This is a genomic window from Pseudomonas sp. P4_C1 (genome assembly GCF_056402155.1).
In genome coordinates this window covers 33311-58933 of record NZ_JBFUHY010000005.1, presented here as the reverse complement: position 1 = coordinate 58933, position 25623 = coordinate 33311, and the positions used below count along the sequence as shown (strand labels likewise).

24 protein-coding genes are annotated in these 25623 nt (G+C 60.6%); 15 read left to right on the top strand and 9 right to left on the bottom strand.

Translation table 11 applies throughout. The features are described from left to right. Positions 1–126: 126 nt before the first annotated feature. Positions 127–585, top strand: coding sequence for a sigma D regulator (rsd, locus tag AC1DU9_RS05530; protein ID WP_223456471.1), 459 nt, complete (start codon positions 127–129; stop codon positions 583–585). A 60-nt stretch (positions 586–645) separates the two neighbouring features. Here the strand turns inward: rsd and AC1DU9_RS05525 are convergent, their stop codons facing one another. Further along, complete coding sequence (locus tag AC1DU9_RS05525; RefSeq protein WP_223456473.1) at positions 646–1311, bottom strand: FKBP-type peptidyl-prolyl cis-trans isomerase; 666 nt, start codon at positions 1309–1311, stop codon at positions 646–648. Positions 1312–1503: 192 nt separating this feature from the next. Between AC1DU9_RS05525 and AC1DU9_RS05520 the strand changes: the two genes are divergently transcribed. After that, positions 1504–2631, top strand: a complete 1128-nt coding sequence (locus tag AC1DU9_RS05520) for an AlgP family protein (RefSeq protein ID WP_223456475.1) — start codon at positions 1504–1506, stop codon at positions 2629–2631. Here AC1DU9_RS05520 and AC1DU9_RS05515 read toward each other — a convergent pair. After that, a complete protein-coding gene (locus AC1DU9_RS05515) occupies positions 2628–3092 on the bottom strand; it encodes a TIGR02444 family protein (protein WP_223456477.1) in 465 nt (154 codons plus the stop codon). The genes AC1DU9_RS05520 and AC1DU9_RS05515 overlap by 4 nt on opposite strands. 50 nt (positions 3093–3142) lie before the next feature. Between AC1DU9_RS05515 and AC1DU9_RS05510 the strand changes: the two genes are divergently transcribed. The 5 genes from AC1DU9_RS05510 (at position 3143) to AC1DU9_RS05490 (ending at position 9130) form a co-directional block, all read left to right on the top strand. Beyond that, positions 3143–5053, top strand: a complete 1911-nt coding sequence (locus AC1DU9_RS05510) for an ATP-binding cassette domain-containing protein (RefSeq protein WP_223456479.1) — start codon at positions 3143–3145, stop codon at positions 5051–5053. Then, the gene (locus AC1DU9_RS05505) at positions 5053–5634 is read left to right on the top strand and encodes a mechanosensitive ion channel family protein (RefSeq protein ID WP_223456481.1); all 582 of its coding nucleotides are present in this window, start codon (positions 5053–5055) and stop codon (positions 5632–5634) included. Before AC1DU9_RS05510 ends, AC1DU9_RS05505 begins: the two co-directional genes overlap by 1 nt. Positions 5635–5856: 222 nt before the next feature. After that, positions 5857–6489: a homoserine/homoserine lactone efflux protein gene (gene rhtB, locus AC1DU9_RS05500; RefSeq protein WP_108217186.1), complete on the top strand. Its 633-nt coding sequence runs from the start codon at positions 5857–5859 to the stop codon at positions 6487–6489. Positions 6490–6651: 162 nt separating this feature from the next. Then, a complete protein-coding gene (locus AC1DU9_RS05495; RefSeq protein ID WP_477809888.1) occupies positions 6652–8550 on the top strand; it encodes an FTR1 family protein in 1899 nt (632 codons plus the stop codon). Positions 8551–8674: 124 nt separating this feature from the next. Then, positions 8675–9130, top strand: a complete 456-nt coding sequence (locus AC1DU9_RS05490) for a YaiI/YqxD family protein (RefSeq protein ID WP_477809887.1) — start codon at positions 8675–8677, stop codon at positions 9128–9130. A 133-nt stretch (positions 9131–9263) separates the two neighbouring features. Here AC1DU9_RS05490 and elbB read toward each other — a convergent pair whose 3' ends face one another. After that, positions 9264–9932: an isoprenoid biosynthesis glyoxalase ElbB gene (elbB, locus tag AC1DU9_RS05485; protein ID WP_108217183.1), complete on the bottom strand. Its 669-nt coding sequence runs from the start codon at positions 9930–9932 to the stop codon at positions 9264–9266. A 115-nt stretch (positions 9933–10047) separates the two neighbouring features. Here elbB and AC1DU9_RS05480 point away from each other — a divergent pair, with 115 nt between their 5' ends. Further along, the gene (locus AC1DU9_RS05480; RefSeq protein WP_223456490.1) at positions 10048–11283 is read left to right on the top strand and encodes a sterol desaturase family protein; all 1236 of its coding nucleotides are present in this window, start codon (positions 10048–10050) and stop codon (positions 11281–11283) included. Here AC1DU9_RS05480 and AC1DU9_RS05475 read toward each other — a convergent pair. Continuing rightward, a complete protein-coding gene (locus AC1DU9_RS05475; RefSeq protein WP_223456492.1) occupies positions 11264–11896 on the bottom strand; it encodes a DedA family protein in 633 nt (210 codons plus the stop codon). The genes AC1DU9_RS05480 and AC1DU9_RS05475 overlap by 20 nt on opposite strands. Positions 11897–12101: 205 nt before the next feature. Here AC1DU9_RS05475 and hemB point away from each other — a divergent pair, with 205 nt between their 5' ends. Together hemB and ppk1 are read left to right on the top strand one after the other, a co-directional pair. Then, positions 12102–13115 carry a porphobilinogen synthase gene (gene hemB, locus AC1DU9_RS05470; protein ID WP_223456495.1) on the top strand — a complete coding sequence of 338 codons (1014 nt, stop codon included), beginning with the start codon at positions 12102–12104 and terminating at the stop codon, positions 13113–13115. An 18-nt stretch (positions 13116–13133) separates the two neighbouring features. Further along, positions 13134–15362, top strand: a complete 2229-nt coding sequence (gene ppk1 / locus AC1DU9_RS05465) for a polyphosphate kinase 1 (protein WP_223456497.1) — start codon at positions 13134–13136, stop codon at positions 15360–15362. Between the two features lie 166 nt (positions 15363–15528). Here the strand turns inward: ppk1 and ppx are convergent, their stop codons facing one another. The 5 genes from ppx to AC1DU9_RS05440 all read right to left on the bottom strand — a co-directional run bounded on the left by ppx (position 15529) and on the right by AC1DU9_RS05440 (position 20113). Then, positions 15529–17031, bottom strand: coding sequence for an exopolyphosphatase (gene ppx / locus AC1DU9_RS05460; protein WP_223456500.1), 1503 nt, complete (start codon positions 17029–17031; stop codon positions 15529–15531). Positions 17032–17265: 234 nt separating this feature from the next. After that, positions 17266–18003 (bottom strand): amino acid ABC transporter ATP-binding protein, encoded by a 738-nt coding sequence (locus AC1DU9_RS05455; protein ID WP_477809886.1) that lies wholly within the window; start codon positions 18001–18003, stop codon positions 17266–17268. After that, complete coding sequence (locus tag AC1DU9_RS05450; protein WP_223456504.1) at positions 17990–18640, bottom strand: amino acid ABC transporter permease; 651 nt, start codon at positions 18638–18640, stop codon at positions 17990–17992. The genes AC1DU9_RS05455 and AC1DU9_RS05450 overlap by 14 nt, the downstream gene beginning before the upstream one ends. Next, positions 18637–19305, bottom strand: a complete 669-nt coding sequence (locus AC1DU9_RS05445; protein WP_477809885.1) for an amino acid ABC transporter permease — start codon at positions 19303–19305, stop codon at positions 18637–18639. Before AC1DU9_RS05445 ends, AC1DU9_RS05450 begins: the two co-directional genes overlap by 4 nt. A 22-nt stretch (positions 19306–19327) precedes the next feature. After that, complete coding sequence (locus AC1DU9_RS05440; protein ID WP_477809884.1) at positions 19328–20113, bottom strand: transporter substrate-binding domain-containing protein; 786 nt, start codon at positions 20111–20113, stop codon at positions 19328–19330. A gap of 256 nt (positions 20114–20369) precedes the next feature. On the opposite strand from AC1DU9_RS05440, the gene AC1DU9_RS05435 reads away from it, so the two are divergent. From AC1DU9_RS05435 to AC1DU9_RS05415, 5 genes are all read left to right on the top strand, one after another. After that, positions 20370–21077: a FadR/GntR family transcriptional regulator gene (locus tag AC1DU9_RS05435; protein WP_477809883.1), complete on the top strand. Its 708-nt coding sequence runs from the start codon at positions 20370–20372 to the stop codon at positions 21075–21077. Between the two features lie 122 nt (positions 21078–21199). Then, positions 21200–21529, top strand: coding sequence for a thioredoxin TrxA (trxA, locus tag AC1DU9_RS05430; protein ID WP_003206727.1), 330 nt, complete (start codon positions 21200–21202; stop codon positions 21527–21529). A 247-nt stretch (positions 21530–21776) separates the two neighbouring features. Further along, a complete protein-coding gene (rho, locus tag AC1DU9_RS05425) occupies positions 21777–23036 on the top strand; it encodes a transcription termination factor Rho (RefSeq protein ID WP_477809882.1) in 1260 nt (419 codons plus the stop codon). Between the two features lie 140 nt (positions 23037–23176). Beyond that, positions 23177–24643: a 4-hydroxy-3-polyprenylbenzoate decarboxylase gene (gene ubiD, locus AC1DU9_RS05420; protein ID WP_108217171.1), complete on the top strand. Its 1467-nt coding sequence runs from the start codon at positions 23177–23179 to the stop codon at positions 24641–24643. Next, positions 24643–25611 (top strand): CDP-6-deoxy-delta-3,4-glucoseen reductase, encoded by a 969-nt coding sequence (locus tag AC1DU9_RS05415; protein WP_223456512.1) that lies wholly within the window; start codon positions 24643–24645, stop codon positions 25609–25611. Before ubiD ends, AC1DU9_RS05415 begins: the two co-directional genes overlap by 1 nt. Positions 25612–25623 lie beyond the last annotated feature (12 nt).

The window sequence follows — 25623 nt, the reverse complement described above, 5'->3', positions numbered from 1 at the left end:
CATAATCTGGCCCGCACGTGTCATTGGAATTATGTTGCTCGATGACGCTCTGCCTGAAATCGCCCCCGACGTAACAAGAGGGCGACGGGCATAGAGCAGCTGACCCACAAGGGAAGAGAGATCACCATGCTCGAAAGTTGTCAGAATGCTCAGGAACGCTGGGGTGGAGTGCACCTGCTGATCGATCGCTGGTTGCAGGAGCGCAAGGAGCTGATCGATGCATACGACAAGCTCGGTGCCGATCCAGAGGCACTGTCCACGAATCGCAAGCCCTTGCAGGAATTCTGCGGCGTGCTGGTCGATTACGTGTCAGCCGGCCACTTTGAGATCTACGAACAACTTACCGGGGAAGCCAAGGCTTTCAACGACAAGCGTGGTCTTGAACTCGCGGAGACGATCTACCCGCGTATCGACGTAATTACCGAGAAGCTACTGGCGTTCAATGACCTGTGCGATGAGGGCAAATGCGTCGCCGAGAAGTTCAAGGAACTGGGTGGCCTGTTGCACGAACGCTTCGAACTGGAAGATTGCCTGATCGAAGTGCTGCACACGGCTCACAAGGAAACCGATCCGGTTCAGGCCTGAAGCACTTCCTGCAAGACCCCGAAACGGCGTGCCAAGGCACGCCGTTTTTCATTTCCGCTGTCAGCTGGTTGCACCACGCAATTCAACCTCGAACACCAATGGAGTGAACGGTGCGATCACGTCGCCGGCACCGTCGGCGCCATAGGCCTGAGCCGATGGAATCACCAGTCGCCATTTCGCCCCGACCGGCATGTTTTGCAATGCACTGCGCCATCCGGCGATCACGCTGTCGAGACTGAACCATTGTGGCTGGCTGTTCTGATCGAACACTGTGCCGTCGGGCAAGCGACCGATGTACAGCACCTGCACTTTGCCGTTCGGTCCGGCCTTGGCGCCAGTGCCTGGCGTCAACTCCTTGAGCAACACACCATCAGCCAGTTCGCGCACGCCGGGCTTGGCCTTTTCTGTGGCGAGAAAACGCTGTTCCTTTTCCAGTGCCATTTCGCTTTGCGGCTCGGCTGACTGCATGGCGATCCGGGCTTCGTGCTCGGTCAATATCTGCTGGATCTGCTCGTCCTTCAGCGCCAGCGGTTTGCCCTGATAGGCCTGCTGCAATCCTTCGACCAGTGCCTTGAGTTGCAGGTCGGGAGCCTCCTGGCGCAAGCGTTCGCCAAGGCTCGCACCCAAGCTGTATGCGAGATCGTGGGCTTCATTTTCCTGCGTTGTTGCGGCGGCTTGGGCCACCGAAAAAAACACACACAGAGATAAAAAAAGGCAGCGCGACATGGGCATTCTCCGACCTGAATTGCGGGCGATTATGCCAGTGAGAATGCGCGCAACGGTGAACTGCTTTTGCGTCGCGGCAGAAGTTTTTCGATCCTTTGCAACGCGGGGCTTTCGATAGTGTCAACATGCCCTAGCGGCGGTTGCAGCAGAGGTCTAGTATGAGCCGCACTCACTTCAGCCAGGAGGTAAACCATGTCGGCCACCAAGAAGCCAGTAAACACTCCATTGCACCTGCTCCAACAACTATCGAGCAGCCTGCTCGAGCATCTGGAAACCGCTTGTTCCGAAGCCTTGGCTGATGCTGAAAAACTGCTCGCCAAACTGGAAAAGCAGCGCGGAAAAGCGCAAGAAAAACTGCACAAATCCCGTACCAAATTGCAGGACGCTGCGGCGGCCGGAAAAGCCAAGGCACAAGCCAAGGCCAAGGACGCAGTGGCCGACCTTGAAGAGCTGCTCGATGCCCTCAAGGATCGTCAATCGGAAACCCGCGGCTACATTCTGCAACTCAAGCGCGATGCTCAGGAAAGCCTGAAACTGGCCCAGGGCGTCGGTCGTGTACAAGAGGCTGTCGGCAAGGCGTTGTCCCTGCGTGCAGCCAAACCTGCTGCGGCACCTGCGAAGAAAGCCGCTGCCAAACCGGCTGCTGCAAAAGCACCGGCCAAGCCTGCTGCCGCAAAACCGGCAGCTGCCAAACCAGTAGCGAAAACTGCCGCAGCCAGACCTGCTGCAAAACCGGCTGCGAGAAAACCGGCTGCTGCCAGCACCGCAAAACCTGCGGCTAAAACCACGGCTGCCAAACCAGCCGCTGCACGACCTGCCGCTGCAAAAGCCGCTGCTGCCAAACCAGCTGTGGCTAGAACCGCCGCCGCTAAACCGGCTGCAAAACCAACTGCAAAACCGGCCGCTAAACCGGCAGCCCGGACCGCTGCGGCGAAACCTGCTGCCAAGCCGGCCGCCAAACCCGTCGCTGCAAAACCAGCAGCCAAGCCAGCGGCAAAACCTGCTGTAAAAGCGGCTGCCAAACCTGCTGTTAAACCAGCCGCAAAACCAGCTGCAGCGAAACCAGCAGCTGTCGCCAAGCCAGCCGCTGCCAAACCAGCTGCGGCCAAGCCCGCTGCAAAACCAGCGGCCAAACCCGCTGCAAAACCTGCAGTGAAAAAGCCGGTTGCCGCCAAACCAGCCACCGCACCGGTTGCCAAGCCAGTCGCTCCGGCTGCGTCAGCAGCACCTGCTCCGGCAGCCACTACCTCGACAGTCGCGCCAGCACCTACGCCGACCGCAACTTCGAGCGCTGTAACCACCCCAACCAGCGCTTCCTAAGTGCCGGTTACCGCGACGCGCAGCTGATGCAGCGCGTCGCGGTGCAGGTGGGCGACCTCAGTCGTCGCACCTTCCAGCCAGGCCGATAGATCGGTCTCGGCACCTTGCGGCCAACTCTGCGCCGCTCTCTCCAGCCGCAACAACAGATGCCGTTCGGCTTCCAGCTCCAGCGCCTTCACTTGTTCACGCAGGGTATGCAAATCAGTGTCTGCCGTGGCCGCGGCCTTCCATTGTGTGCGCAAGGCGCGTAACGGCCGCACGACATCGGTGTCCCACGAGACGGCCACGCTGCGTAGTTGCTGCAAGCGCTGCTCATCGCAGGCCACGCCTCGTTGTCCCAGCCACGCACAACACAGCAACAGGCACACATTGACCCCCGCCGACTGCAATTGCAGGCATGCCTGCTCAACGCCCGGGCGGGCGTAAATGGTCAGGGAAAAGCTCCACAGGTCAGAGGACATAGTGCTACTCGCGCCAGTTGCGAGCGAAGCTGGTAGACTCCGCCGCCATTATGATTCGACTTCAGAACCTGACTTTACAGCGTGGCCCGCAACGTCTGCTAGAAGACGCCGAGCTGACCCTGCACGCCGGCCACAAAGCCGGTCTCATCGGTGCCAACGGCGCCGGCAAATCGAGCCTGTTCGCCTTGCTTCGGGGCGAGCTGCACCCGGACTCGGGTGATTGCTTCCTGCCGGCCGACTGGCGTATCGCCCACATGCGCCAGGAGGTCGACACCCTCGAACGCCTGGCGGTCGACTACGTGCTCGATGGCGACCTGCGCCTGCGCCAGGTGCAACGCGACCTGGCGGCAGCCGAAGCGGCCCATGACGGTGCCGCACAGGCCCGCCTGCACTCCGAACTCGACAGCGCCGACGGTTACACCGCCGACGCCCGGGCGCGCAAGTTGCTGGCCGGTCTCGGGTTCACCAACGAGCAGATGGATCGTCAGGTCGGGGATTTCTCCGGTGGCTGGCGGATGCGCCTGAACCTGGCGCAGGCCTTGATGTGCCCATCGGACCTGCTGCTGCTCGACGAACCGACCAACCACCTGGATCTCGACGCCATCATCTGGCTTGAGGAATGGCTCAAGAGCTATCCGGGCACCTTGATGCTGATTTCCCACGACCGCGACTTCCTCGATGCCGTGGTCGATCACGTGGCCCACGTCGATCAGCGCAAGATCACCCTGTACCGCGGTGGCTACAGCGCCTTCGAGCGCGCCCGTGCCGAACGCCTGGCCCAGCAACAGCAGGCGTACGAGAAGCAGCAGGTGCAACGTGCGCACATGGAAAGCTACATCGCCCGCTTCAAGGCCCAGGCCACCAAGGCCCGTCAGGCCCAGAGCCGGATCAAGGCGCTGGAGCGGATGGAAGAGCTGACCGCTGCCCACGTCGATTCGCCGTTCGACTTCGTCTTTCGTGAATCGCAGAAAATCTCCAGCCCGCTGATCGACCTGTCCGATGCCCGCCTGGGTTACGGCGACAAAGCCGTGCTGGAGAAGGTCAAGCTACAGCTGACCCCGGGTGCGCGAATCGGTCTGCTCGGCCCGAACGGCGCCGGTAAGTCGACCCTGATCAAGAACCTTGCCGGTGAGCTCTCGCCATTGGCCGGCCGCTTGACCCGTGGCGAGAACACCGTGGTCGGTTACTTCGCCCAGCATCAGCTCGACTCTCTGGATTCCAAGGCCAGCCCGTTGCTGCACCTGCAGCGCCTGGCACCGACCGAGCGCGAGCAGACCTTGCGCGATTTCCTCGGCGGCTTCGACTTCCGTGGTGCGCGAATCGACGAGCCGGTGTTGAATTTCTCTGGTGGCGAGAAGGCGCGTCTGGCTTTGGCATTAATTGCCTGGGACCGGCCGAACCTGCTGCTGCTCGACGAACCGACCAACCATCTGGACCTGGAAATGCGTCTGGCGCTGACCATGGCCCTGCAGGAATTCAGCGGTGCGGTACTGGTGGTCTCCCACGACCGGCATTTGCTCAAAAGCACCACCGACAATTTCTATCTGGTGGCGGACGGCAAGGTCGAGGAGTTCGACGGTGACCTGGAGGACTACACCCGTTGGCTGGTGGACTACCGTCAGCGCAATGCCCCGGTCAGCAACACCCCGGTCAACCCGGACAAGACCGACAAGAAAGCCCAGCGTCAGGCCGCTGCTGCGTTGCGCCAGCAACTGGCGCCGCACAAGCGTGAAGCTGACAAGCTTGAAACCGAGCTGGGCAAGCTCCACGAAAAGCTGGCGAAAATCGATGCCAGCCTCGGCGACAGTGACATCTACGAACCGGCACGCAAGAACGACTTGCGTGATCTGCTGGCCGAACAGGCCAAACTGAAGGTGCGTGAGGCGCAACTGGAAGAAGCGTGGATGGAAGCCCTGGAATTGCTGGAAAGCATGCAGGCGGAGCTGGAGGCGCTGTCCTGATGGACGCCTTCAAGCTGCCGCTGCCGGCGGTGTGGGCCGAGCCGATCTGGCTTGGCGTGCAAATCCTGCTGATCCTGCTCGCCGGTTACTTCGCCCAGCGCTTTGTTGCCAAATGCCTGACTCGTCTCGGTGAGCGCTACCCGTTTCCGCCGCAGTTGCTGATGCCGCTGCGCGGGGGCCTGCGCTGGCTGATCATGGGCAGTGCGCTGATTTTCGTCCTGGAGCGACTCGGTGTATCGGCCACGGTGCTCTGGACCGCGTTGTCCGGTTTCGTTGCGGTCGCGGCGGTGGCGTTTTTCGCCATGTGGAGCGTGCTGTCGAACCTGCTGTGCGCGATCCTGATCTTTACCGTCGGCCCGTTCCGCATCGGCGACGTGGTCGAGCTGGTGGACACCACCGACAAGCCTGGCGTCAAAGGTCGGGTGGTGGCGATCAATCTGCTCTACACCACGTTGATCGAGGCAGAAGAGCTGGGTACTGGCAGCACCATGGTGCAAGTGCCCAACAGTTTGTTCTTCCAGCGTTCTGTTCGGCGCTGGCGCGGGACGGATGTGTTTCCTTCCAGCGGGTTTGAGAAGTAAGCCTTCTGTTGCCTGATACACCGCCATCGCGAGCAAGCTCTCTCCCACATTGTTTTGTGTAGCACCCGGATATTGCGTCCGCAGCAGATCCCTGTGGGAGCGAGCTTGCTCGCGATGGGGGCCTCAAGTCAGCAGTCGCCATGTCCTGCAAAAAATCGGTAGTCATCGGCCCAAAGCCGCATTAGCTTAGACATCTGTCACGAGTCTGAGTCGAGGTGTGAAATGGAGCTTCAAACATGGCTGGCGTTTTTTGCCGCTTGCTGGGTGATCAGCCTGTCCCCCGGTGCCGGCGCCATTGCGTCGATGTCCAGCGGTCTGCAATACGGATTCTGGCGCGGCTACTGGAACGCCCTGGGTCTGCAATTGGGTCTTGCAGTGCAGATCGCCATTGTCGGCGCCGGTGTGGGCGCGATTCTGACGGCGTCGGCCACAGCCTTCTATGCGATCAAATGGTTCGGCGTGGCGTACCTGGTCTACCTCGCGATCAAGCAATGGCGTGCGCTGCCCAGCGATATGAGCGATGACGCGGCGGTGCGACAGATCGGCAAGCCTCTGGCGCTGGTGTTCCGTGGTTTCCTGGTGAACATCAGTAACCCCAAGGCGCTGGTGTTCATGCTGGCGGTGTTGCCGCAGTTCATCGACCCCCATGCTCCACTGCTGATTCAGTATCTGGTGATCGGCGTGACCATGATCTGCGTCGACTTGATCGTCATGGCGGGCTACACCGGTCTGGCGTCCAGGGTGCTGCGTCTGCTGCGCACACCGAAACAGCAAAAACGCATGAATCGGACCTTTGCCGGACTATTCATCGGTGCGGCAGCATTCATGGCGACGCTGCGCAAAGCTGCGATCTAAGCCCGCGGAAATCCAGGAGGGCGACCCATGAGGTCGCCTTTTTCATTGGTGTATCAATACCTTGGAGAGCCCGTGATTTCACCGGAAGTCCCGACAATGCTTGAGCGAAACCCGTTGGGCGTTAACAATATGTAACTTCGTTTTTCCAACTGAGATTCATTCATGATTGCCCCCTCCCGTTTGCTGGCCTGGTTGCTGCTGCCGCTGTTCGCGGCGTGCAGCGTTCAACTGCTGGCCGCCCCCGCCGAAGGTGCGCCGCAGGCGCTGCACTTGCTCGATTACATCGGCGCGGATTACCCGGACACGGTGCAGGCGGGCAGCATCACGGACCAGGCCGGATTTCGCGCGCAGCAAGAATCGGTCAAGACGCTGGAAAGTCTGATTGAAGCCCTGCCAGCCAAACCGGAAAAGACGGTGCTGGAGCAAAGCCTGACCGCGTTGGGTAACTCCATCAGTACCCGTCAGGACGGTGCCGACGTCACTCGCCAGGCTCGGCAACTGGGCGCGAAGCTGGCCGTGGCCTATGAAGTCAGCCAGGCCCCGGTCATTACGCCAGATCCGTCGCGTGGGGCGCCGCTGTACGCTCAGCATTGCTCGGTCTGCCATGGCGATTCAGGGGCCGGCGACGGCCCGGCGGGTGTCGGCATGACGCCACCGCCATCAAATCTGCGCGATACCAGACGACTGGATCGGCTGAGCCTCTACGCGATCTACAGCACCTTGGGCCAGGGTGTCGAAGGGACTGACATGCCGGCCTTTGCCGATCAACTCGATGATCGTCAGCGTTGGGACCTTGCCACCTATATCGCCAGCTTCAGTGTTGATCCGGCGACGGCCAAGGCTGAAAAGACCTACAACATTGCCGACCTGGCTCGTCAGACCCCGGCCGAAGTACAGGCCGCCGAAGGCCCGCAAACCGCCGCGACCTTCCGTGCCCAGCGGGCGCAACCGCCGCAGGTCAAGCGTGGCCCGGCACAACTGCTCGACTACACCGCAGCCACTCTGGACAAGAGCATCGCGGCGTATCGTGCCGGTGAGCATGACCAGGCTTATGACTTATCGGTAGCGGCGTACCTGGAAGGCTTTGAACTGATTGAAAGCTCGCTGGACAACGTTGATGCCAACACGCGTAAAGACACTGAAAAATCCCTGATGGCCTACCGTCAGTCGTTGCAGGACGGTCTGCCGGTGAGCGACGTCGAACAGCGCCTGGAAGCGGCCAAGGCCAAGTTGAAGGCATCGGCCGGCCTGCTCGGCAACGACGGTTTGAGCTGGTCGCTGAGTTACATTTCCGGCCTGCTGATTCTGCTACGCGAAGGTCTGGAAGCGATTCTGGTGCTGGCGGCGATCCTGGCTTTCCTGCGCAACACGGGTCAACAGGCGGCGGTGCGCAGCGTCAACGCCGGTTGGGGACTGGCGTTTCTGGCGGGGCTGGGTACCTGGGCGCTGGCAGCCTATGTGATCGATGTCAGCGGTTCGCAGCGCGAATTGCTGGAAGGTGCGACGGCGTTGTTTGCCAGTGTCATGGTGTTGTGGCTGGGCGTGTGGATGCATGACCGTCGTCACGCGGCGGCCTGGCAGGATTACATCAAGACCAGCCTGGTGGGTGGCGGTGGGCGTTTCGGCTTTGCGACCCTGGCGTTTTTCTCGGTGTATCGCGAACTGTTCGAAGTGATTCTGTTCTACGAAACTCTGTGGTTGCAGGCGGGTCCGGCGGGGCATAACGCGGTGCTGGCCGGCGGGGCCACGGCGCTGGTGCTGCTGGTCGGCCTGGCCTGGGTGATTTTGCGCGGTTCGGCGAAGCTGCCGCTGGCGCTGTTCTTCAGCATCAACGCCGGTCTTTTGTGCGCCTTGTCGGTGGTGTTTGCCGGGCATGGCGTGAAAGCGCTGCAAGAAGCCGGGATCTTCGGCACGCGGCCGGTTCCGTTCTTTGACTTCGACTGGCTGGGGATCCATGCCGATGCGTATTCGCTGAGTGCCCAGGCTTCGGCGATCATTGCGATTGTCGTGCTGTATGGTCGTAGCCGGGTGGTTGAGGGGCAGCGGGTGCAGGTTTCCTGAAAAGCATTCGCTTCGCTCACTTTCGCGGGCAAGCCACGCTCCCACATGGGCGATGTGTATCCTGTGGGAGCGTGGCTTGCCCCGGGCGGCGTTCCGACGATGCTTTTCAACAGAGGAAAATTCAATGCGTGTGTGGATCGATGCCGATGCCTGTCCGCGGGCAGCCAAGGATCTGGTGGTGAAGTTCGCCCTCAAACGCCAGTTCGAAGTGGTGCTGGTGGCCGGACAGCCGCAGACCAAACCGGGGCTGGCACTGGTCAAGTTGATCGTGGTGCCGAGCGGTCCGGATGCGGCGGACGATTATCTGGTGGAACACGCGGTGCCCGGTGAGTTGGTGATCTGTAGCGATGTGCCGCTGGCCGATCGTCTGGTGAAGAAGGGCGTGGCGGCGCTCGATCCGCGGGGCAAGGAGTTTGATGCGCAGAACATGGGAGAGCGGCTGGCGGTGCGCAACCTGTTCACCGATTTGCGCGAACAGGGGCAAATGGGTGGTGGACCGGCACCCTTTGGCGAACGTGAGAAGCAGGCGTTTGCCAATGCGCTGGACCGGATTCTCACTCGTTTGGCGCGCAAATCTTAAGACCAGTGGTGGACCCTGTGGGAGCGAGCTTGCTCGCGATAGCGGACTTACAGACAACATCAATGTTGAATGTGCTGGCCCCATCGTCGGAACGCCGCCCGGACCAAGCTCGCTCCCACACTTTTAGACGGTGTCAGGCGTCGTCTTCGTGGGTCAGTTCCAGTACCCGGTCCACCAGTTTGTTGATCCCCGATGCGGCCTCACTGATCGATTGCGCCAGCATGTAAGCCGGTGTGCTCACCAGTTTGCGTGCCTTGTCCTCGACGATGTCACTGACCGCGCAATCGGCATGGGTGGCGCCCATCTTGTTCATCGCGGCAGCGGTGTCGGTGTCATTGCCGATGGTGCAGGTGACGCCGGGGCCGTAGATCTTTGCCGCCAGGGCTGGGGAGATACACATCAACCCCACCGGCTTGCCGGCCTCGGCAAAGGCTTCGGTCAGTGCCAGGACATCCGGTTGAACGGTGCAGCCAGCACCTTCGATGGCGAAGTTGGACAGGTTCTTGGCCGAGCCGAAGCCGCCGGGCACGATCAGCGCATCGAACTCATCGACGTTCGCGTCACGGATATCCTTGATGTTGCCCCGGGCTATCCGTGCCGACTCCACCAGCACGTTGCGCGATTCGGGCATTTCTTCGCCGGTCAGGTGATTGATCACATGCAACTGCGCGATGTTCGGTGCGAAACACTGCACCTGGGCACCGCGCTGGTCCAGACGCAGCAGGGTGATGACGCTCTCGTGGAGCTCGGCGCCGTCGTACACGCCACAACCGGAAAGGATCACTGCAACTTTTTTGCTCATGGGCTTTTCTCCAGATTCATGGCGTTAAATGTCCACTAATTTGTCACTCGTTGCCATAGGGTTAATTCACGGCTACACATAGCATCTGTCCTCAAGATTCCGGTCAGGGCGCGTCATGGACTTCATTCTGTATGCGGTGCCGTTTTTCTTTGTGCTGATCGCCGTCGAACTGCTGGCCGACCGTTGGCGCGGGGTAAGTAATTATCGGGTGGCGGACGCGATCAACAGCATCAGCACCGGCGTGCTGTCGACCACCACGGGGTTGCTGACCAAAGGCGTGGGGCTGGTGACCTACGCGTTCGCCCTCAAGTACCTGGCGCTGTTCGAACTGTCGGTCGACAGTGTGTGGGTCTGGGTGTTCGCCTTTGTCTTCTATGACTTCTGCTACTACTGGCTGCACCGCATGGGCCACGAGCGCAACATCCTCTGGGCCGCCCATTCGGTGCATCACCAGAGTGAGGACTACAACCTGTCCACGGCGTTGCGCCAGACCAGTACCGGATTCCTGCTGAGCTGGATTTTCTATCTGCCGATGGCGGTGTTCGGCGTGCCGCTGCTGGTGTTCGTCAGCGTCGCGGCGCTGAACCTGCTGTACCAATTCTGGGTGCACACCCGGCACATTCCCAAGCTCGGCTGGTTCGAATGGTTCTTTGTCACGCCATCCAATCATCGGGCTCACCATGCACAGAACGCTCTCTACATGGATCGCAACTACGGCGGCGTGTTCATTATCTGGGACCGTCTGTTCGGCTCGTTCCAGGAAGAAGACGACAACGAGCCGGTGATTTTCGGCGTGACCACGCCGCTGGCGAGCTGGAATCCTGTGTGGGCGAACGTGCAGTTCTACGCGCAGTTATGGGCAGATGCGCGGCGTGCCGAGAGCACCTGGGACAAGCTGCGGATCTGGTTCATGCGCACCGGTTGGCGCCCGGCGGACGTGGCGGCCAAATACCCGGTGAACAAGCCGGACCTGAGCCAGTTCCGCAAATTCGAGGTGCCGCTGGACGGGCGTCAGCAGCTCTACGTCTTGTTGCAGTTCTGCGCCTACATCGCGCTGGGCAGCTACTTGATGAATCTTGAGCCGAAACTGCCAGTCGCCGCCCTGATGTTGGGCTGGGGGGTGGTGGCGTTCGGTCTGTTTGTGCTGGGCGTGGCCCTGGAGAGTCGCCCGTGGGCGTTGAAGCTGGAGTGGGTGCGGCTGGCGTCGAATCTGCCATTGGTATGGCTGGCCCCGATGGTGGGGTTGTGGCCGGCCAGCGCGGTGGGCTGGGTCGGCCTGCTCAGTTACAGCCTGTTCAGCGGCATCGGTCTCTACTGTTGCAGGAACCGCATCACTCGGTTGGCGTCGTAGGGCCTTCGGTATTGGTCTGTGCAGCTTTCAGGGCTTGTTCGTCGGCATAGACCTGCTTGGCCAGGCGGGCATTCTTGAAGCGCCGGCGCAGCCACAACACGAAGCCCAGGGCCAACAGGGCACCGAGTACCCAGAGTTCGTACTTCTTCACACTGCCGAGCATGCCTTCGAGCACGGCGCCGAAATGGTACGCGGCCGCCGCCAATGCGGCGGCCCAGATCGCCGCGCCAATTCCGTTGAGCAGCAGATAACGGCCCGGCGGATAGCCTGACAGCCCGATGGCCACCGGCATCACCGTACGCAAACCGTAGACGAAGCGGAAGCTCAGCACCCAGATGTCCGGATGCTTGCGAATGTGTTCCAGCGCCCGGTCGCCCATCATTTGCCAGCGCGGTTTGCGCGCCAGCAACTTGCGCCCGTGCTTGCGCCCCAGGAAATACCACAGTTGGTCGCCGGCATAGCTGCCGAAGAAGGCCACGACCACCACCAGGTTGATGTCCATGTATCCACGGAACGCGAGGAAGCCCGCGAGTACCAGAATGGTTTCGCCTTCGAAGAACGTGCCTAGGAAAAGGGCAAAATAGCCGAAGTCATGCAGAAATTGTTGGAGCATTGTCTGGGTGCTGGCGAAATGAACGCGCAGCCTAACCCTTCGGACACATTCAGGAAAGTGTCCAAATGTGTCTCGACGTGAACATTTCCTACAAGGACAATGGAATGCGGCTACCTGTCGCAGCGTGCACATAACTGTCACACGTTCGTCATAATGGCCGCTTATAACTGTCACGCTCGCACGTCTGCGGGCTCAGGAGTCTGCCGTGAGCTTTACCCCCGCCAATCGTTTGTTCCCCGCAACCCGCCTGCGCCGCAACCGTCGTGACGACTTCTCGCGTCGTCTGGTCCGTGAAAATGTCCTGACCGTCGATGATCTGATCCTGCCTGTATTCGTGCTGGATGGTGAAAACCGTCGCGAAGCGGTGGCCTCGATGCCGGGCGTCGAACGCCTGACCATTGACCTGTTGCTGGAAGAGGCAGCCAAGTGGGTCGAACTGGGGATTCCGGCGCTGGCGCTGTTCCCGGTAACACCCTCGGAGCTCAAGTCGCTGGACGCCGCCGAAGCGTGGAACCCGCAAGGCATCGCCCAACGCGCGACCCGTGCGCTGCGTGCGCAATTCCCTGAGCTGGGCGTGATCACCGACGTCGCCCTGGACCCGTTCACTACCCACGGCCAGGACGGCATTCTTGATGAAGAAGGCTACGTGCAGAACGACATCACCGTCGACGCACTGGTCAGGCAAGCCCTGTCCCATGCCGAAGCCGGCGCCCAGGTCGTGGCGCCATCGGACATGATGGACGGCCGCATCCAGGCGATCCGCGAAGCCCTCGAGGTGGCAGGTCACGTCAACGTGCGGATCATGGCCTACTCGGCCAAGTACGCCAGCGCCTATTATGGCCCGTTCCGCGATGCGGTCGGTTCGGCGCTGAACCTGGGCAAGGCCAACAAGGCCTCCTATCAGATGGACCCGGCCAACAGCAACGAAGCCCTGCACGAAGTGGCGGCGGACTTGTCAGAAGGTGCAGACATGGTCATGGTCAAGCCAGGCATGCCGTACCTGGACATCCTGTGCCGGGTAAAAGAAGAATTCAAAGTGCCGACGTTTGTTTATCAAGTCAGCGGCGAATACGCCATGCACATGGCGGCAATCCAGAATGGCTGGTTGAGCGAAGGGGTTATCCTCGAGTCCCTGACCGCTTTCAAACGTGCAGGGGCAGATGGCATCCTGACGTACTTTGCCGTTCGTGCCGCTCAATTGTTACGAGAGCAGAAATAGCCCTCCCAGGAACATTCGATGAATACCGAAGTACTCACTGAAGTTGCCGTTAAAGACGCTCAACCCGTGGTGGAGCAGGTCGACGAGACCCCGCCGGAGCTGGAGCCAGCTCCGCCCGCGGCGGTCGTCGAAACCGCTGCCGCTGCGCCAGCGCCGGCGGTGGCCATTCCCGGTCTGGATGACAGCAGCCTGTACATCCACCGCGAGCTCTCGCAACTGCAGTTCAACATCCGCGTGCTGGAGCAGGCGCTGGACGAGTCCTACCCGTTGCTGGAGCGGCTGAAGTTTCTGCTGATATTCTCCAGCAACCTGGACGAGTTCTTCGAAATTCGTGTCGCCGGCCTGAAGAAGCAGATCACCTTCGCCCGTGAACAGGCTGGCGCCGATGGTCTGCAACCGCACCAGGCCCTGGCCCGCATCAGTGAACTGGTTCACGGTCACGTCGATCGCCAGTACGCGATCCTCAACGACATTCTGTTGCCGGAGCTGGAAAAACATCAGGTCCGCTTCATCCGTCGCCGCTACTGGACGACCAAGCTCAAGACCTGGGTGCGTCGTTATTTCCGCGACGAGATCGCACCGATCATCACTCCAATCGGCCTCGACCCGACGCACCCGTTCCCGTTGCTGGTGAACAAGAGCCTGAACTTCATCGTCGAGCTCGAGGGCATCGACGCCTTTGGCCGCGATTCCGGCCTGGCGATCATCCCGGCGCCACGCCTGCTGCCGCGCATCATCAAGGTGCCGGAAGAAGTCGGCGGCGCAGGCGACAACTATGTGTTCCTGTCGTCGATGATCCACGCCCACGCCGATGACCTGTTTCAGGGGATGAAGGTCAAGGGCTGCTACCAGTTCCGCCTGACCCGGAACGCCGACCTGGCGCTGGATTCCGAAGACGTCGAAGACCTGGCCCGCGCCTTGCGCGGCGAACTGTTCTCCCGTCGCTACGGCGATGCGGTGCGCCTGGAAGTGGCTGACACTTGCCCGAAACACCTGTCCGACTACCTGCTCAAGCAGTTCAACCTGAGCGAGACCGAGTTGTATCAGGTCAACGGTCCGGTGAACCTGACGCGGCTGTTCAGCATCACTGGCCTCGACAGCCAGCGCGAGCTGCAATACCTGCCGTTCACCCCGCAGATTCCGAAACTGCTGCAAAACAGCGAGAACATTTTCAGCGTGATCAGCAAGCAGGACATCCTGCTGCTGCACCCGTTCGAGTCGTTCACCCCGGTGGTCGACCTGCTGCGCCAGGCCGCCAAGGACCCGCACGTATTGGCGGTGCGCCAGACGCTGTACCGTTCCGGCGCCAACTCGGAAATCGTCGATGCGCTGGTGGATGCGGCGCGTAACGGCAAGGAAGTCACGGCGGTGATCGAACTGCGTGCGCGGTTCGACGAAGAATCCAACCTGCAACTGGCCAGCCGTCTGCAAGCGGCCGGTGCAGTGGTCATCTATGGCGTGGTCGGCTTCAAGACCCACGCCAAGATGATGCTGATCCTGCGCCGCGAGGCCGGCGAGATCGTGCGTTACGCGCACCTCGGCACGGGTAACTACCACGCCGGCAACGCCCGCCTGTACACCGACTACAGCCTGCTGACCTCCGACGATGCCTTGTGCGAAGACGTTGGCAAACTGTTCAGCCAGTTGATCGGCATGGGTAAGACGCTGCGCATGAAGAAGTTGCTGCATGCGCCGTTCACCCTGAAAAAGGGCATGCTCGACATGATTGCCCGCGAGACCCAGTTCGCCCTCGACGGCAAACCGGCGCACATCATCGCCAAATTCAACTCGCTGACCGATCCGAAGATCATCCGCGCGCTGTACAAGGCCAGCCAGTCAGGCGTGCGCATCGATCTGGTGGTGCGTGGCATGTGCTGCCTGCGGCCGGGTATCACCGGGGTTTCCCACAACATCCACGTGCGTTCGATCATTGGCCGCTTCCTGGAGCACACCCGGGTCTTCTACTTCCTCAATGGCGGTGACGAGCAGATGTTCCTGTCCAGTGCCGACTGGATGGAGCGCAATCTCGACAAGCGCGTCGAGACTTGCTTCCCGGTGGAAGGCAAGAAGCTGATCATGCGGGTCAAGAAAGAACTGGAGTTGTATCTGACCGATAACACCCACAGCTGGAGTCTGCAGTCGGACGGTCGTTATGTCCGTAACACGCCGACCGGCAACCAGAACCCGCGCAGCGCCCAGGCTACGTTACTGGAGCGTTTGGGCAGCCCGATCCTGGCCGTCCGGTAACGCATATACCCTGTAGGAGCGAGCCTGCTCGCGATAGCGGAGTGTCAGTTGACATCAATGTTGGCTGATCCGACGCCATCGCGAGCAGGCTCGCTCCTACAGGTTTAGCTGTGTCTGCAGAATCTCGAATACAAAAAAGGCCTTCCGAAGAAGGCGTTTTTCAATTTCAGCGTGCGTTCAGCACAATATCGACGCGAGTGAGCCATTCCGCTTCGATGGCGAAGTCGGCCTGGGTCAGCTGGTTTTCGTCCAGCCAGTTGTCCGGGAACACCACTTCCAGGCTGTTGCCATAGGCATTCAGTTCCACCTGAGGCATTTGCTGGGTGCCACGGATGTGGTGGAACAGGATCGCAAATCGCAGCAGCACGCACAGGCGAATCAGCTTGGTGCCGTCATCGCCGAACTCGGCGAACTTGTCCTTGGGAATGTTGCGACGATGGCCACGCACCAGTAGCGCGAGCATCAACTGGTCTTCGCGGGAGAACCCGGCGAGGTCGGAGTGCTCGATCAGGTAGGCGCCGTGCTTGTGGTACTGGTAGTGAGCGATGTCCAGGCCCACTTCATGGACCTTGGCCGCCCAGCCGAGCAGTTCGCGCCAGACGCCGTCTTCCAGATCCCAGTCCGCGGCCACCTGATCGAACGCATGCAGCGCCTTGCGCTCGACCCGTACCGCTTGCTCTTGATCGACGTGGTAGCGCTCCATCAGCGAAGTGAGGGTGCGCTCGCGCACGTCTTCGTGATGATGGCGGCCCAGCAGGTCATAGAGCACGCCTTCGCGCAGGGCGCCTTCGCAGTGATCCATGCGTTGCAGTTCGAGGGCATCGAAGATCGCTTCGAGGATCGCCAGGCCGGCCGGGAAAATCGCCCGGCGATCCGGTTTGATTCCTTCGAAATCGATTTTCTCGACATCGCCCAGCTTGATCAGTTTGCGCTTGAGCCAGGCCAGGCCTTCGGCATTGACCTCGCCGGTGCCGTGGCCGCCAGCCTTCAGCGCCAGACCGATGGCGCGGATGGTGCCCGAGGAACCGATGGCTTCATCCCAGGTCAGGCGGTGCAAGGCGTGCTCGATGCTCATGATCTCCAGCCGCGCCGCGGTGTACGCCTGGGCGTAACGGGCCGGGGTGATCTTGCCGTCCTTGAAATAGCGTTGGGTGTAGCTGACGCAACCCATCTGCAGGCTTTCGCGCAGCAGCGGTTCGAAGCGCTGGCCAATGATGAATTCGGTACTGCCGCCGCCGATGTCGGCCACCAGGCGCTTGCCCGGGGTATCGGCGAGGGTGTGGGACACGCCGAGGTAGATCAGGCGCGCTTCTTCACGACCGGAAATGACTTCCACCGGGTGGCCGAGGATTTCTTCGGCGCGACGGATGAAATCGGCGCGGTTGCGGGCTTCACGCAAGGCGTTGGTGCCGACGATGCGAACGGCGCCGGTGGGCATACCGCTGATCAGTTGGGCGAAGCGCTTGAGACAGTCGAGCCCGCGCTGCATGGATTCTTCGCTGAGATGGCGTTCTTCGTCGATGCCGGCGGCCAGTTGAACCTTCTCCCCGAGACGTTCGAGAATACGGATTTCACCGTTCTGGGCCTTGGCCACGACCATGTGAAAGCTGTTGGAGCCCAGGTCGATTGCGGCGATCAGGGACAGATTCTTGGCTTGGGATTGCGGCATGGTCAGGAGTCTCGGTCGATAACCTCGACATCGTGCCACGATCAAGGGCTGGCGCCAACGCACAGTGTTCAATGCCTTGATCCAGTGCAGCAAAGTCGGTGACCGCTGCGCGGTCAATCGCGAGCAAGCTCGCTCCCACCGTTTTTTGCGTCGGACACACAATCCTGTTCCAACATAGAACCCTGTGGGAGCGGGCTTGCCCGCGATGGGGCCATCACAGGCCCTCAAGAACTTTCAGACTGTCGCTTCCACAGTACCAATGAAATTCGCCAGCTCCGCCGTCTGCGGGTTGGCGAACAGTACTTTCGGATCCCCAACCTCATGCACCTTGCCCTGGTGCATGAACACCAGCTTGTCCCCAACTTCCCGGGCGAAGCGCATTTCGTGGGTGACCATGATCAGTGTCATGCCTTCCCTGGCCAGTTGCCGGACCACGCTCAGTACTTCATTGACCAGCTCCGGGTCCAGGGCTGAGGTGATTTCATCGCACAGCAGCACTTTCGGCGACATCGCCAGGGCACGGGCAATCGCCACCCGCTGTTGCTGGCCACCGGACAGCCGATCCGGGAAGGCATCGAACTTTTCCCCCAGCCCGACCCGTTCCAGCATTTGTCGCGCCAGTTCGGCGGCCTTGGCTTTCGGTACTTTTTGCACCACTTGCGGCGCGAGCATGACGTTTTCGCCCACGGTCAGGTGCGGGAACAGGTTGAACTGCTGAAACACCATGCCGACCTTCTGCCGCAGGCTGCGCAGATCGGCACGGGCAGCGTCGAGGTATTCGCCGTCGACTTCGATCACGCCGTCGTTGATCGACTCCAAGCCGTTGAGGGTGCGCAGCAGGGTGGATTTGCCCGAACCACTACGGCCGATGATCGCCACCACCTGGCCTTCCTCGATGCTCAGGTCGATGCCTTTGAGCACATGGTGATCGCCGTAGTATTTATGCAGGGCGGAAATTCTAAGCAGAGGCATGCAGTCTCCTTTCCAGGTAGCGCGCACTGAGCGACAAGGGATAACAGAGCAGGAAATAGCCGAGAGCGACGAGGCCGTAGACCATGAAGGGTTCGAAGGTGGCGTTGGCGAGCATGCCGCCGGTCTTGGTCAGTTCGGTGAAACCGATGATCGAGGTGACGGCGGTGCCTTTGATCACTTGCACGGAGAAGCCCACCGTCGGCGCCACGGCGATACGCAGGGCTTGCGGCAGGATCACGTAGCGCAACTGCTCCAACGGATTCAGCGCCAGGCTCGACGAAGCCTCCCATTGGCCGTTGGGAATCGACTCGACGCAACCGCGCCAGATCTCCGCCAGGTAAGCACTGGTGAACAGCGTCAGCGCGATTGCGGCCGCCATCCACGGCGAAATCTCCAGCCCGGCCAGCGCCACGCCGAAAAACACCAGGAACAGCTGCATCAACAGCGGCGTGCCCTGGAACAGTTCGATGTAAGTGCGGGCGAAACTGCGCGGCAATGACTTTTTCGAAATGCGCATGACCATGATCAGTAAGCCGATCAGCCCGCCGCCAATGAACGCCACCAGCGACAGCGCCAGCGTCCATTGCAGACCCATGAGCAGATTGCGCACGATGTCCCAGAAGGTGAAGTCGCTCATCGGCTGCTCCTTGTAATGAAGCGGTGGCCGATCCAGTTCAGCAACTGGCGGATCAGTAGCGCCATGCACAGGTACAGCAGCGTGGTCAGGGCGTAGGTTTCAAAAGCGCGGAAGTTGCGCGATTGAATGAAGTTGGCAGCGAAACTCAGCTCTTCGGTGGCGATCTGCGAGCACACCGCCGAGCCGAGCATGACGATGATGATCTGGCTACTCAGCGCCGGCCAGACCTTGCCCAGTGCTGGTAGCAGCACCACGTGGCGGAAGGCTTCGAAACGTGTCATTGCCAAAGCCGCCGCGGCTTCCAGTTGACCCCGGGAGATTGCTTGAATGCCCGCGCGGATAATCTCGGTCGAATAGGCGCCGAGGTTGATCACCATCGCCAGCACCGCAGCCTGCCATTCGGAAATCTGCACGCCCAGGGATGGCAAACCGAAGAAGATGAAAAACAACTGCACCAGAAATGGTGTGTTGCGGATCAACTCGACATAGAACGCGAAAATCCCCGCGAAAGGCCGGATGCTCCAGGCCCGCACCAGCGCCCCGACGATGCCCAACCCCACGCCGAGCACAGCGCCGATGGCCGTCAGCTCAAGAGTAAACAACGCACCACGCAGCAACAGATCGGTGTTATTCACCACCGGCAAGAAATCGAACTGATAAGCCATAGCGTGTCTCCTGCGCGCCGAATCAGAGATCGGCCGGCAGCGGTTCTTTGAGCCAGGTCAGGGCGTTTTTCTCCAGTGCGCCGTCGCTCTTGGCGGTGACGAGGATCTGGTTGACCTTATCCAGCAGCGCCGGCTCGTTCTTGTTAACGCCGATGTAGACCGGCGAATCCTTGAGCTTCACTTTCAGCGCCGGCACGCGTTTCGGACTTTTCTCGCTGATCGCCACCATCACCACGTTGCCGCTGGCGATCAGGTCGACTTGCCCGGCCAGATACGCGGCGATGGTCGAGTTGTTGTCTTCGAAGCGCTTGATGGTCACGCCTTCGGGGGCGACCTTGGTCAGCTCGATGTCTTCGATGGCGCCGCGGGTGACGCTGATGGTCTTGCCCTTGAGATCGCCCAGACCTTTGACATTGGCGTCTGGCGGGCCGAACACGGCGAGGTAGAACGGCGCGTAGGCGCGGGAGAAGTCGATGACTTTTTCGCGTTCCGGGTTCCTGCCGAGACTGGAGATCACCAGGTCGACCTTGCCGGTGGTGAGGAACGGGATGCGGTTGGTGCTGTTGACCGGGGTCAGTTCGAGTTTGACCTTGAGCTGGTCGGCCAGCAGTTTCGCGGTGTCGATGTCGAGTCCCCGGGGTTGCATGTCCGGGCCGACCGAGCCGAAGGGCGGGAAGTCCTGGGGCACGGCGACCTTGAGGACGCCGCGCTTGACCACATCGTCCAGACCGTCGGCGTGGGCGGGGACCTGGCTCAACAGCAGGCTGGCAAACAGGGCAGCGAGGAGGGCGCGGTAACGCTGGGTCATGGCAAATCTCCGAATCGGCGAGGAGTGATTTCTGCGGATCGACAGAGCATGGGCCATGCCAACTTAGGGTTTTGGGGGCGCCAGAGCGCGGTTTTGCTGGTGTCGAACGGTCTTACTGGTCTGAACAGTCAGGTTGTATTTCGCACCCCGATAGCGCAGCCAGGAAAATTGCCGAACCCCCATGGGGCACGACTTGCCGGGCGTAGTGAATAGCTTTACAACTGAGCGCACATTGTCTTGGTTCGTTTGGAAAACCATGAATTCGATCTCCCGTGCCGTACCTGAAGTGGCGCTGCAGGCCATCCGCAAACTGATTACCGAGCAGGGCTTCGGACCGGGGGATGCCTTGCCCTCGCAACGGGACCTGGCGGTGCAATTGGGGGTTAGTCGGGCGTCGTTGCGCGAGGCGTTGTCATCGTTGAGTGCGCTGGGCGTGATCAGCATCCAGCCGGGCAAAGGCGTGTTCGTGCAGGCGCCGGTGGAGCTGCCGCGAGGCGAAGCAGCGCCAGGCTGGCCGTTCGCGGCGCAGGCTTCTCCGCTGGATATCTTCCAGTTGCGCTACGCGCTGGAGGGGTTTGCCGCGGGGCTGGCGGCCGTGACCTTGAGCACCGATGAACTCGATGCGCTGCAAGACAATGTCGCCGCCATGCGCAACGAACTGAAAGCCGCCGACTTCGAAGCGGCGGCGCGGCTGGACTTTGAATTCCACCGACGCATCCTGCTGGCCAGCGGCAATCAGGCGATGCTGAGTATCCTGACTGCCAGTGCCGACATCTTCCTGGAGAGTCAGAAGCTACCGTTTATCCGGGCCGAACGGGCCATGGAAACCTGGCAGGAACACCGCAAGATCCTTCGCGCGCTGGCTCGCCGAGCCTCTGGCGCCGCGCAAAAGGCCATGCAAGAGCACGTACGCAATGCCGCGTTACGTACCGGAATCGCGTTCATCGCTCCCGTCACTTCATGACCTGAGCTATACCCAAACTCATGAATCACCATAGCGAGACTCAATCATCTGCACCTTCCTGAACGAGGGAAGGACCGCTATGATGGGCCACGTTTTTTTTGCTTACAACCCTGGAGAATTCCATGAGCAGCGATCTTATCAAACACGTTAGCGACGCTAGCTTCGAGGCCGACGTACTCAAGGCTGAAGGCGCTGTACTGGTCGATTACTGGGCTGAGTGGTGCGGCCCTTGCAAAATGATCGCTCCTGTTCTGGACGAAATTGCCGAGACCTACAAAGGCAAGCTGACCGTTGCCAAGCTGAACATCGACGAAAACCAGGAAACCCCGGCCAAGCACGGCGTGCGCGGTATCCCGACCCTGATGCTGTTCAAGAACGGCAACGTTGAAGCGACCAAGGTCGGCGCACTGTCGAAGTCGCAACTGGCTGCTTTCCTCGACGCCAACATCTAAGCGTCGCTGCAAAGTGTCCTGAATAAGCCCCGCAAATAGCGGGGCTTTTTGCGTATTCAGGGCTAGACGCTCCTAAACTCAGGTGGTACATTCGGCCCCGCACTGGTTTCTCCATTGCCCCCTGCTAGCCGTCGCCGACGCACTCCTTTTCGAATAAGTACGCGATCCTGTCGCCTTCTCCGCGGCGCGGCCTCATTAAGCCAAAAGCTTAATTTCCCCCCTCCATAAATGATTACGTCATTCCTATATGAATCTGACTGAACTCAAGCAAAAGCCGATTACCGAACTGCTCGAATTGGCCGAACAGATGGGCATAGAAAATATGGCCCGTTCGCGCAAGCAGGACGTGATTTTCTCCCTGCTCAAGAAGCACGCGAAAAGCGGTGAGGAAATCTCCGGTGATGGCGTGCTGGAGATTCTCCRGGACGGCTTCGGCTTCCTGCGCTCCGCTGACGCTTCCTATCTCGCCGGTCCAGACGATATCTACGTCTCGCCGAGCCAGATCCGTCGTTTCAACTTGCGCACCGGTGACACCATCGTTGGCAAGATCCGTCCTCCGAAGGAAGGCGAGCGTTATTTCGCGTTGCTCAAGGTCGACACCATCAACTTCGACCGTCCGGAAAACGCGAAAAACAAGATTCTCTTCGAGAACCTGACCCCGCTGTTCCCGACCGTGCGTATGAAGATGGAAGCCGGTAACGGTTCCACCGAAGACTTGACCGGTCGTGTCATCGACCTGTGCGCCCCGATCGGTAAAGGCCAGCGCGGTCTGATCGTTGCACCGCCGAAAGCGGGCAAGACGATCATGCTGCAGAACATTGCCGCGAACATCGCGCGTAACAACCCTGAAGTTCACCTGATCGTGCTGCTGATCGACGAACGTCCGGAAGAAGTAACCGAAATGCAGCGCACCGTGCGCGGCGAAGTGGTTGCCTCGACGTTCGACGAGCCGCCAACCCGCCACGTGCAGGTTGCCGAAATGGTGATCGAGAAGGCCAAGCGCCTGGTCGAGCACAAGAAAGACGTGGTGATCCTGCTCGACTCCATCACCCGTCTGGCTCGCGCCTACAACACCGTGATCCCGAGCTCCGGCAAGGTGCTGACCGGTGGTGTCGATGCCCACGCCCTGGAGAAACCGAAGCGTTTCTTCGGCGCCGCGCGGAACATCGAAGAAGGCGGCTCGCTGACCATCATCGCCACCGCGCTCGTAGAAACCGGCTCGAAGATGGACGAAGTGATCTACGAAGAATTCAAAGGCACCGGCAACATGGAGCTGCCGCTGGATCGTCGTATCGCTGAAAAGCGCGTATTCCCGGCCATCAACATCAACCGTTCCGGCACCCGCCGCGAAGAGTTGCTGACCGCCGACGACGAGCTGCAGCGCATGTGGATTCTGCGCAAGCTGCTGCACCCGATGGATGAAATCGCTGCCATCGAGTTCCTGGTCGACAAGCTGAAAACGACCAAGACCAACGATGAGTTCTTCCTGTCGATGAAGCGCAAGTAAGTCGAGCAGGCACAAAAAGCCGGGGAAACCCGGCTTTTTGCTATCCGATTTTTGATCAGGTGGCAGTTCGTGGTTCTGAACAGAAGGGTTCGGCGCTAAACTGCCTGCCCCGAACGCCACGGCCAACACGAGGCTCACGCATGCAGTATCGCGACTTGCGCGACTTTATCAGCGGCCTGGAACAGCGCGGTGAACTCAAGCGCATCCAGGTTCCGGTGTCCCCAGTACTGGAAATGACCGAGGTCTGCGACCGCACCTTGCGCGCCAAGGGTCCGGCCCTGCTTTTCGAAAAACCCACCGGTTATGACATTCCCGTGCTCGGCAACCTGTTCGGCACCCCCGAGCGCGTGGCATTGGGCATGGGCGCCGAGGCAGTCAGCGAACTGCGCGAAATCGGCAAGCTGCTGGCGTTCCTCAAAGAACCCGAGCCGCCGAAAGGCTTGAAGGATGCGTGGTCCAAGCTGCCGATCTTCCGCAAGATCATTTCGATGGCGCCGAAAGTCGTCAAGGACGCGGTGTGCCAGGAAGTGGTCATCGAAGGCGACGACGTCGACCTGGCCATGTTGCCGGTGCAGACCTGCTGGCCGGGCGACGTTGGCCCGTTGATCACCTGGGGCCTGACCGTCACCAAAGGCCCGAACAAGGATCGCCAGAACCTCGGCATCTATCGTCAGCAAGTGATCGGTCGCAACAAGGTCATCATGCGCTGGCTGAGCCATCGTGGCGGCGCGCTGGATTACCGCGAATGGTGCGAGAAGCATCCCGGCCAGCCGTTCCCGGTATCCGTGGCATTGGGCGCGGACCCGGCGACCATCCTTGGTGCCGTGACTCCGGTTCCCGACAGCCTTTCCGAATACGCTTTCGCCGGCCTGTTGCGCGGCAACCGCACCGAGCTGGTGAAATGCCGCGGCAATGACCTGCAAGTGCCGGCCACCGCCGAAATCATCCTCGAAGGCGTGATCCATCCGGGCGAAATGGCCGATGAAGGCCCGTACGGCGACCACACCGGTTACTACAACGAAGTCGACAGCTTCCCGGTATTCACCGTCGAGCGCATCACCCACCGGATCAAACCGATCTACCACAGCACCTACACCGGCCGTCCACCGGATGAACCGGCGATTCTCGGCGTTGCGCTGAACGAAGTGTTCGTGCCGATCCTGCAGAAGCAGTTCCCGGAGATCACCGATTTCTACTTGCCGCCCGAAGGCTGCTCGTACCGCATGGCCATCGTGACCATGAAGAAGTCGTATCCGGGCCACGCCAAGCGGGTAATGCTGGGTGTCTGGTCGTTTTTGCGACAGTTCATGTACACCAAGTTCGTTATCGTCACCGACGACGATATCAACGCCCGGGACTGGAACGACGTGATCTGGGCCATCACCACGCGCATGGATCCCAAGCGCGACACGGTGATGATCGACAACACGCCGATCGACTACCTGGACTTCGCTTCGCCGGTGTCCGGCCTGGGTTCGAAAATGGGCCTCGATGCCACACATAAATGGCCGGGCGAAACCACCCGCGAGTGGGGCAGGGTCATCGTCAAGGACGATGCCGTGACCCAGCGGATCGATGCCATCTGGAATCAGTTAGGAATAGATTGATGCGTGTAACCTTGCAGCCCTCCGGAGCAGTGCTTGAGATATTGCCCGGCGAGCGGATTCTCGATGGCGCACGACGTCTGGGCTACGAATGCCCGCAAAGCTGCCGCAACGGCAATTGCCACGTGTGCGCCGCGCTGCTGGTGGAAGGGCGGGTCGAGCAGGCCGGCAATGTGCGTGATCATGGCGAGTTCTACACTTGCATAGCGGAGCCGCTGGAAGACTGCATCGTGCTGTGGGATGGCGTGCTCGCCTTGGGAGAACTGCCGGTGCGCAGCGTGTCGTGTCAGGTCATTGAGTGCAAGGACGTGGGCGGCGACACCTGGCGCGTGCGTCTGCGGGCTCCGGCCGGTAAACCGCCACGCTACCACGCCGGTCAGTACCTGATGATCGAACGCGAGAACGGCGAAAAGTCCGCCTTCTCCCTCGCCTCGGCACCGCATGCGGGACGCGACCTGGAAATCCACGTGCTGGCGCGCGAATCCAGTGCGCTGGGTCTGATCGAACAGCTTCAGCGCAACAGCATGGTGCGGGTCGAGTTGCCGTTTGGCGATACCCACCTGGAAGAGTTGCCGGACGGTCCTCTCGTGCTGATCGCCGCTGGCACCGGCATGGGCCAGATCCATGGCCTGATCGAACATTGCCGGGCCTCGGGTTTCAAACATCCGGTGCACCTGTATTGGGGCGTGCGTCGTCCAGAAGACTTTTATCAAGTCGAGCATTGGGACGAATGGCTGAAGCTGCCCAATCTGTTCCTGCACAAGGTCGTCAGCGATCAATGCAACTGGGAAGGGCGTTGCGGCATGTTGCATGAAGCGGTCTGTGAAGACTTCCCTGACCTCAAGCCGCTGCACGTGTACGCCAGCGGCTCTCCGGCCATGGTCTACGGCACGCTGGATGCGCTGGTGGAAGCGGGAATGGATGCGCATCAGATGCGTGCCGACGTTTTTGCCTACGCACCACGCTCGTAGGTCAGCGAGGGG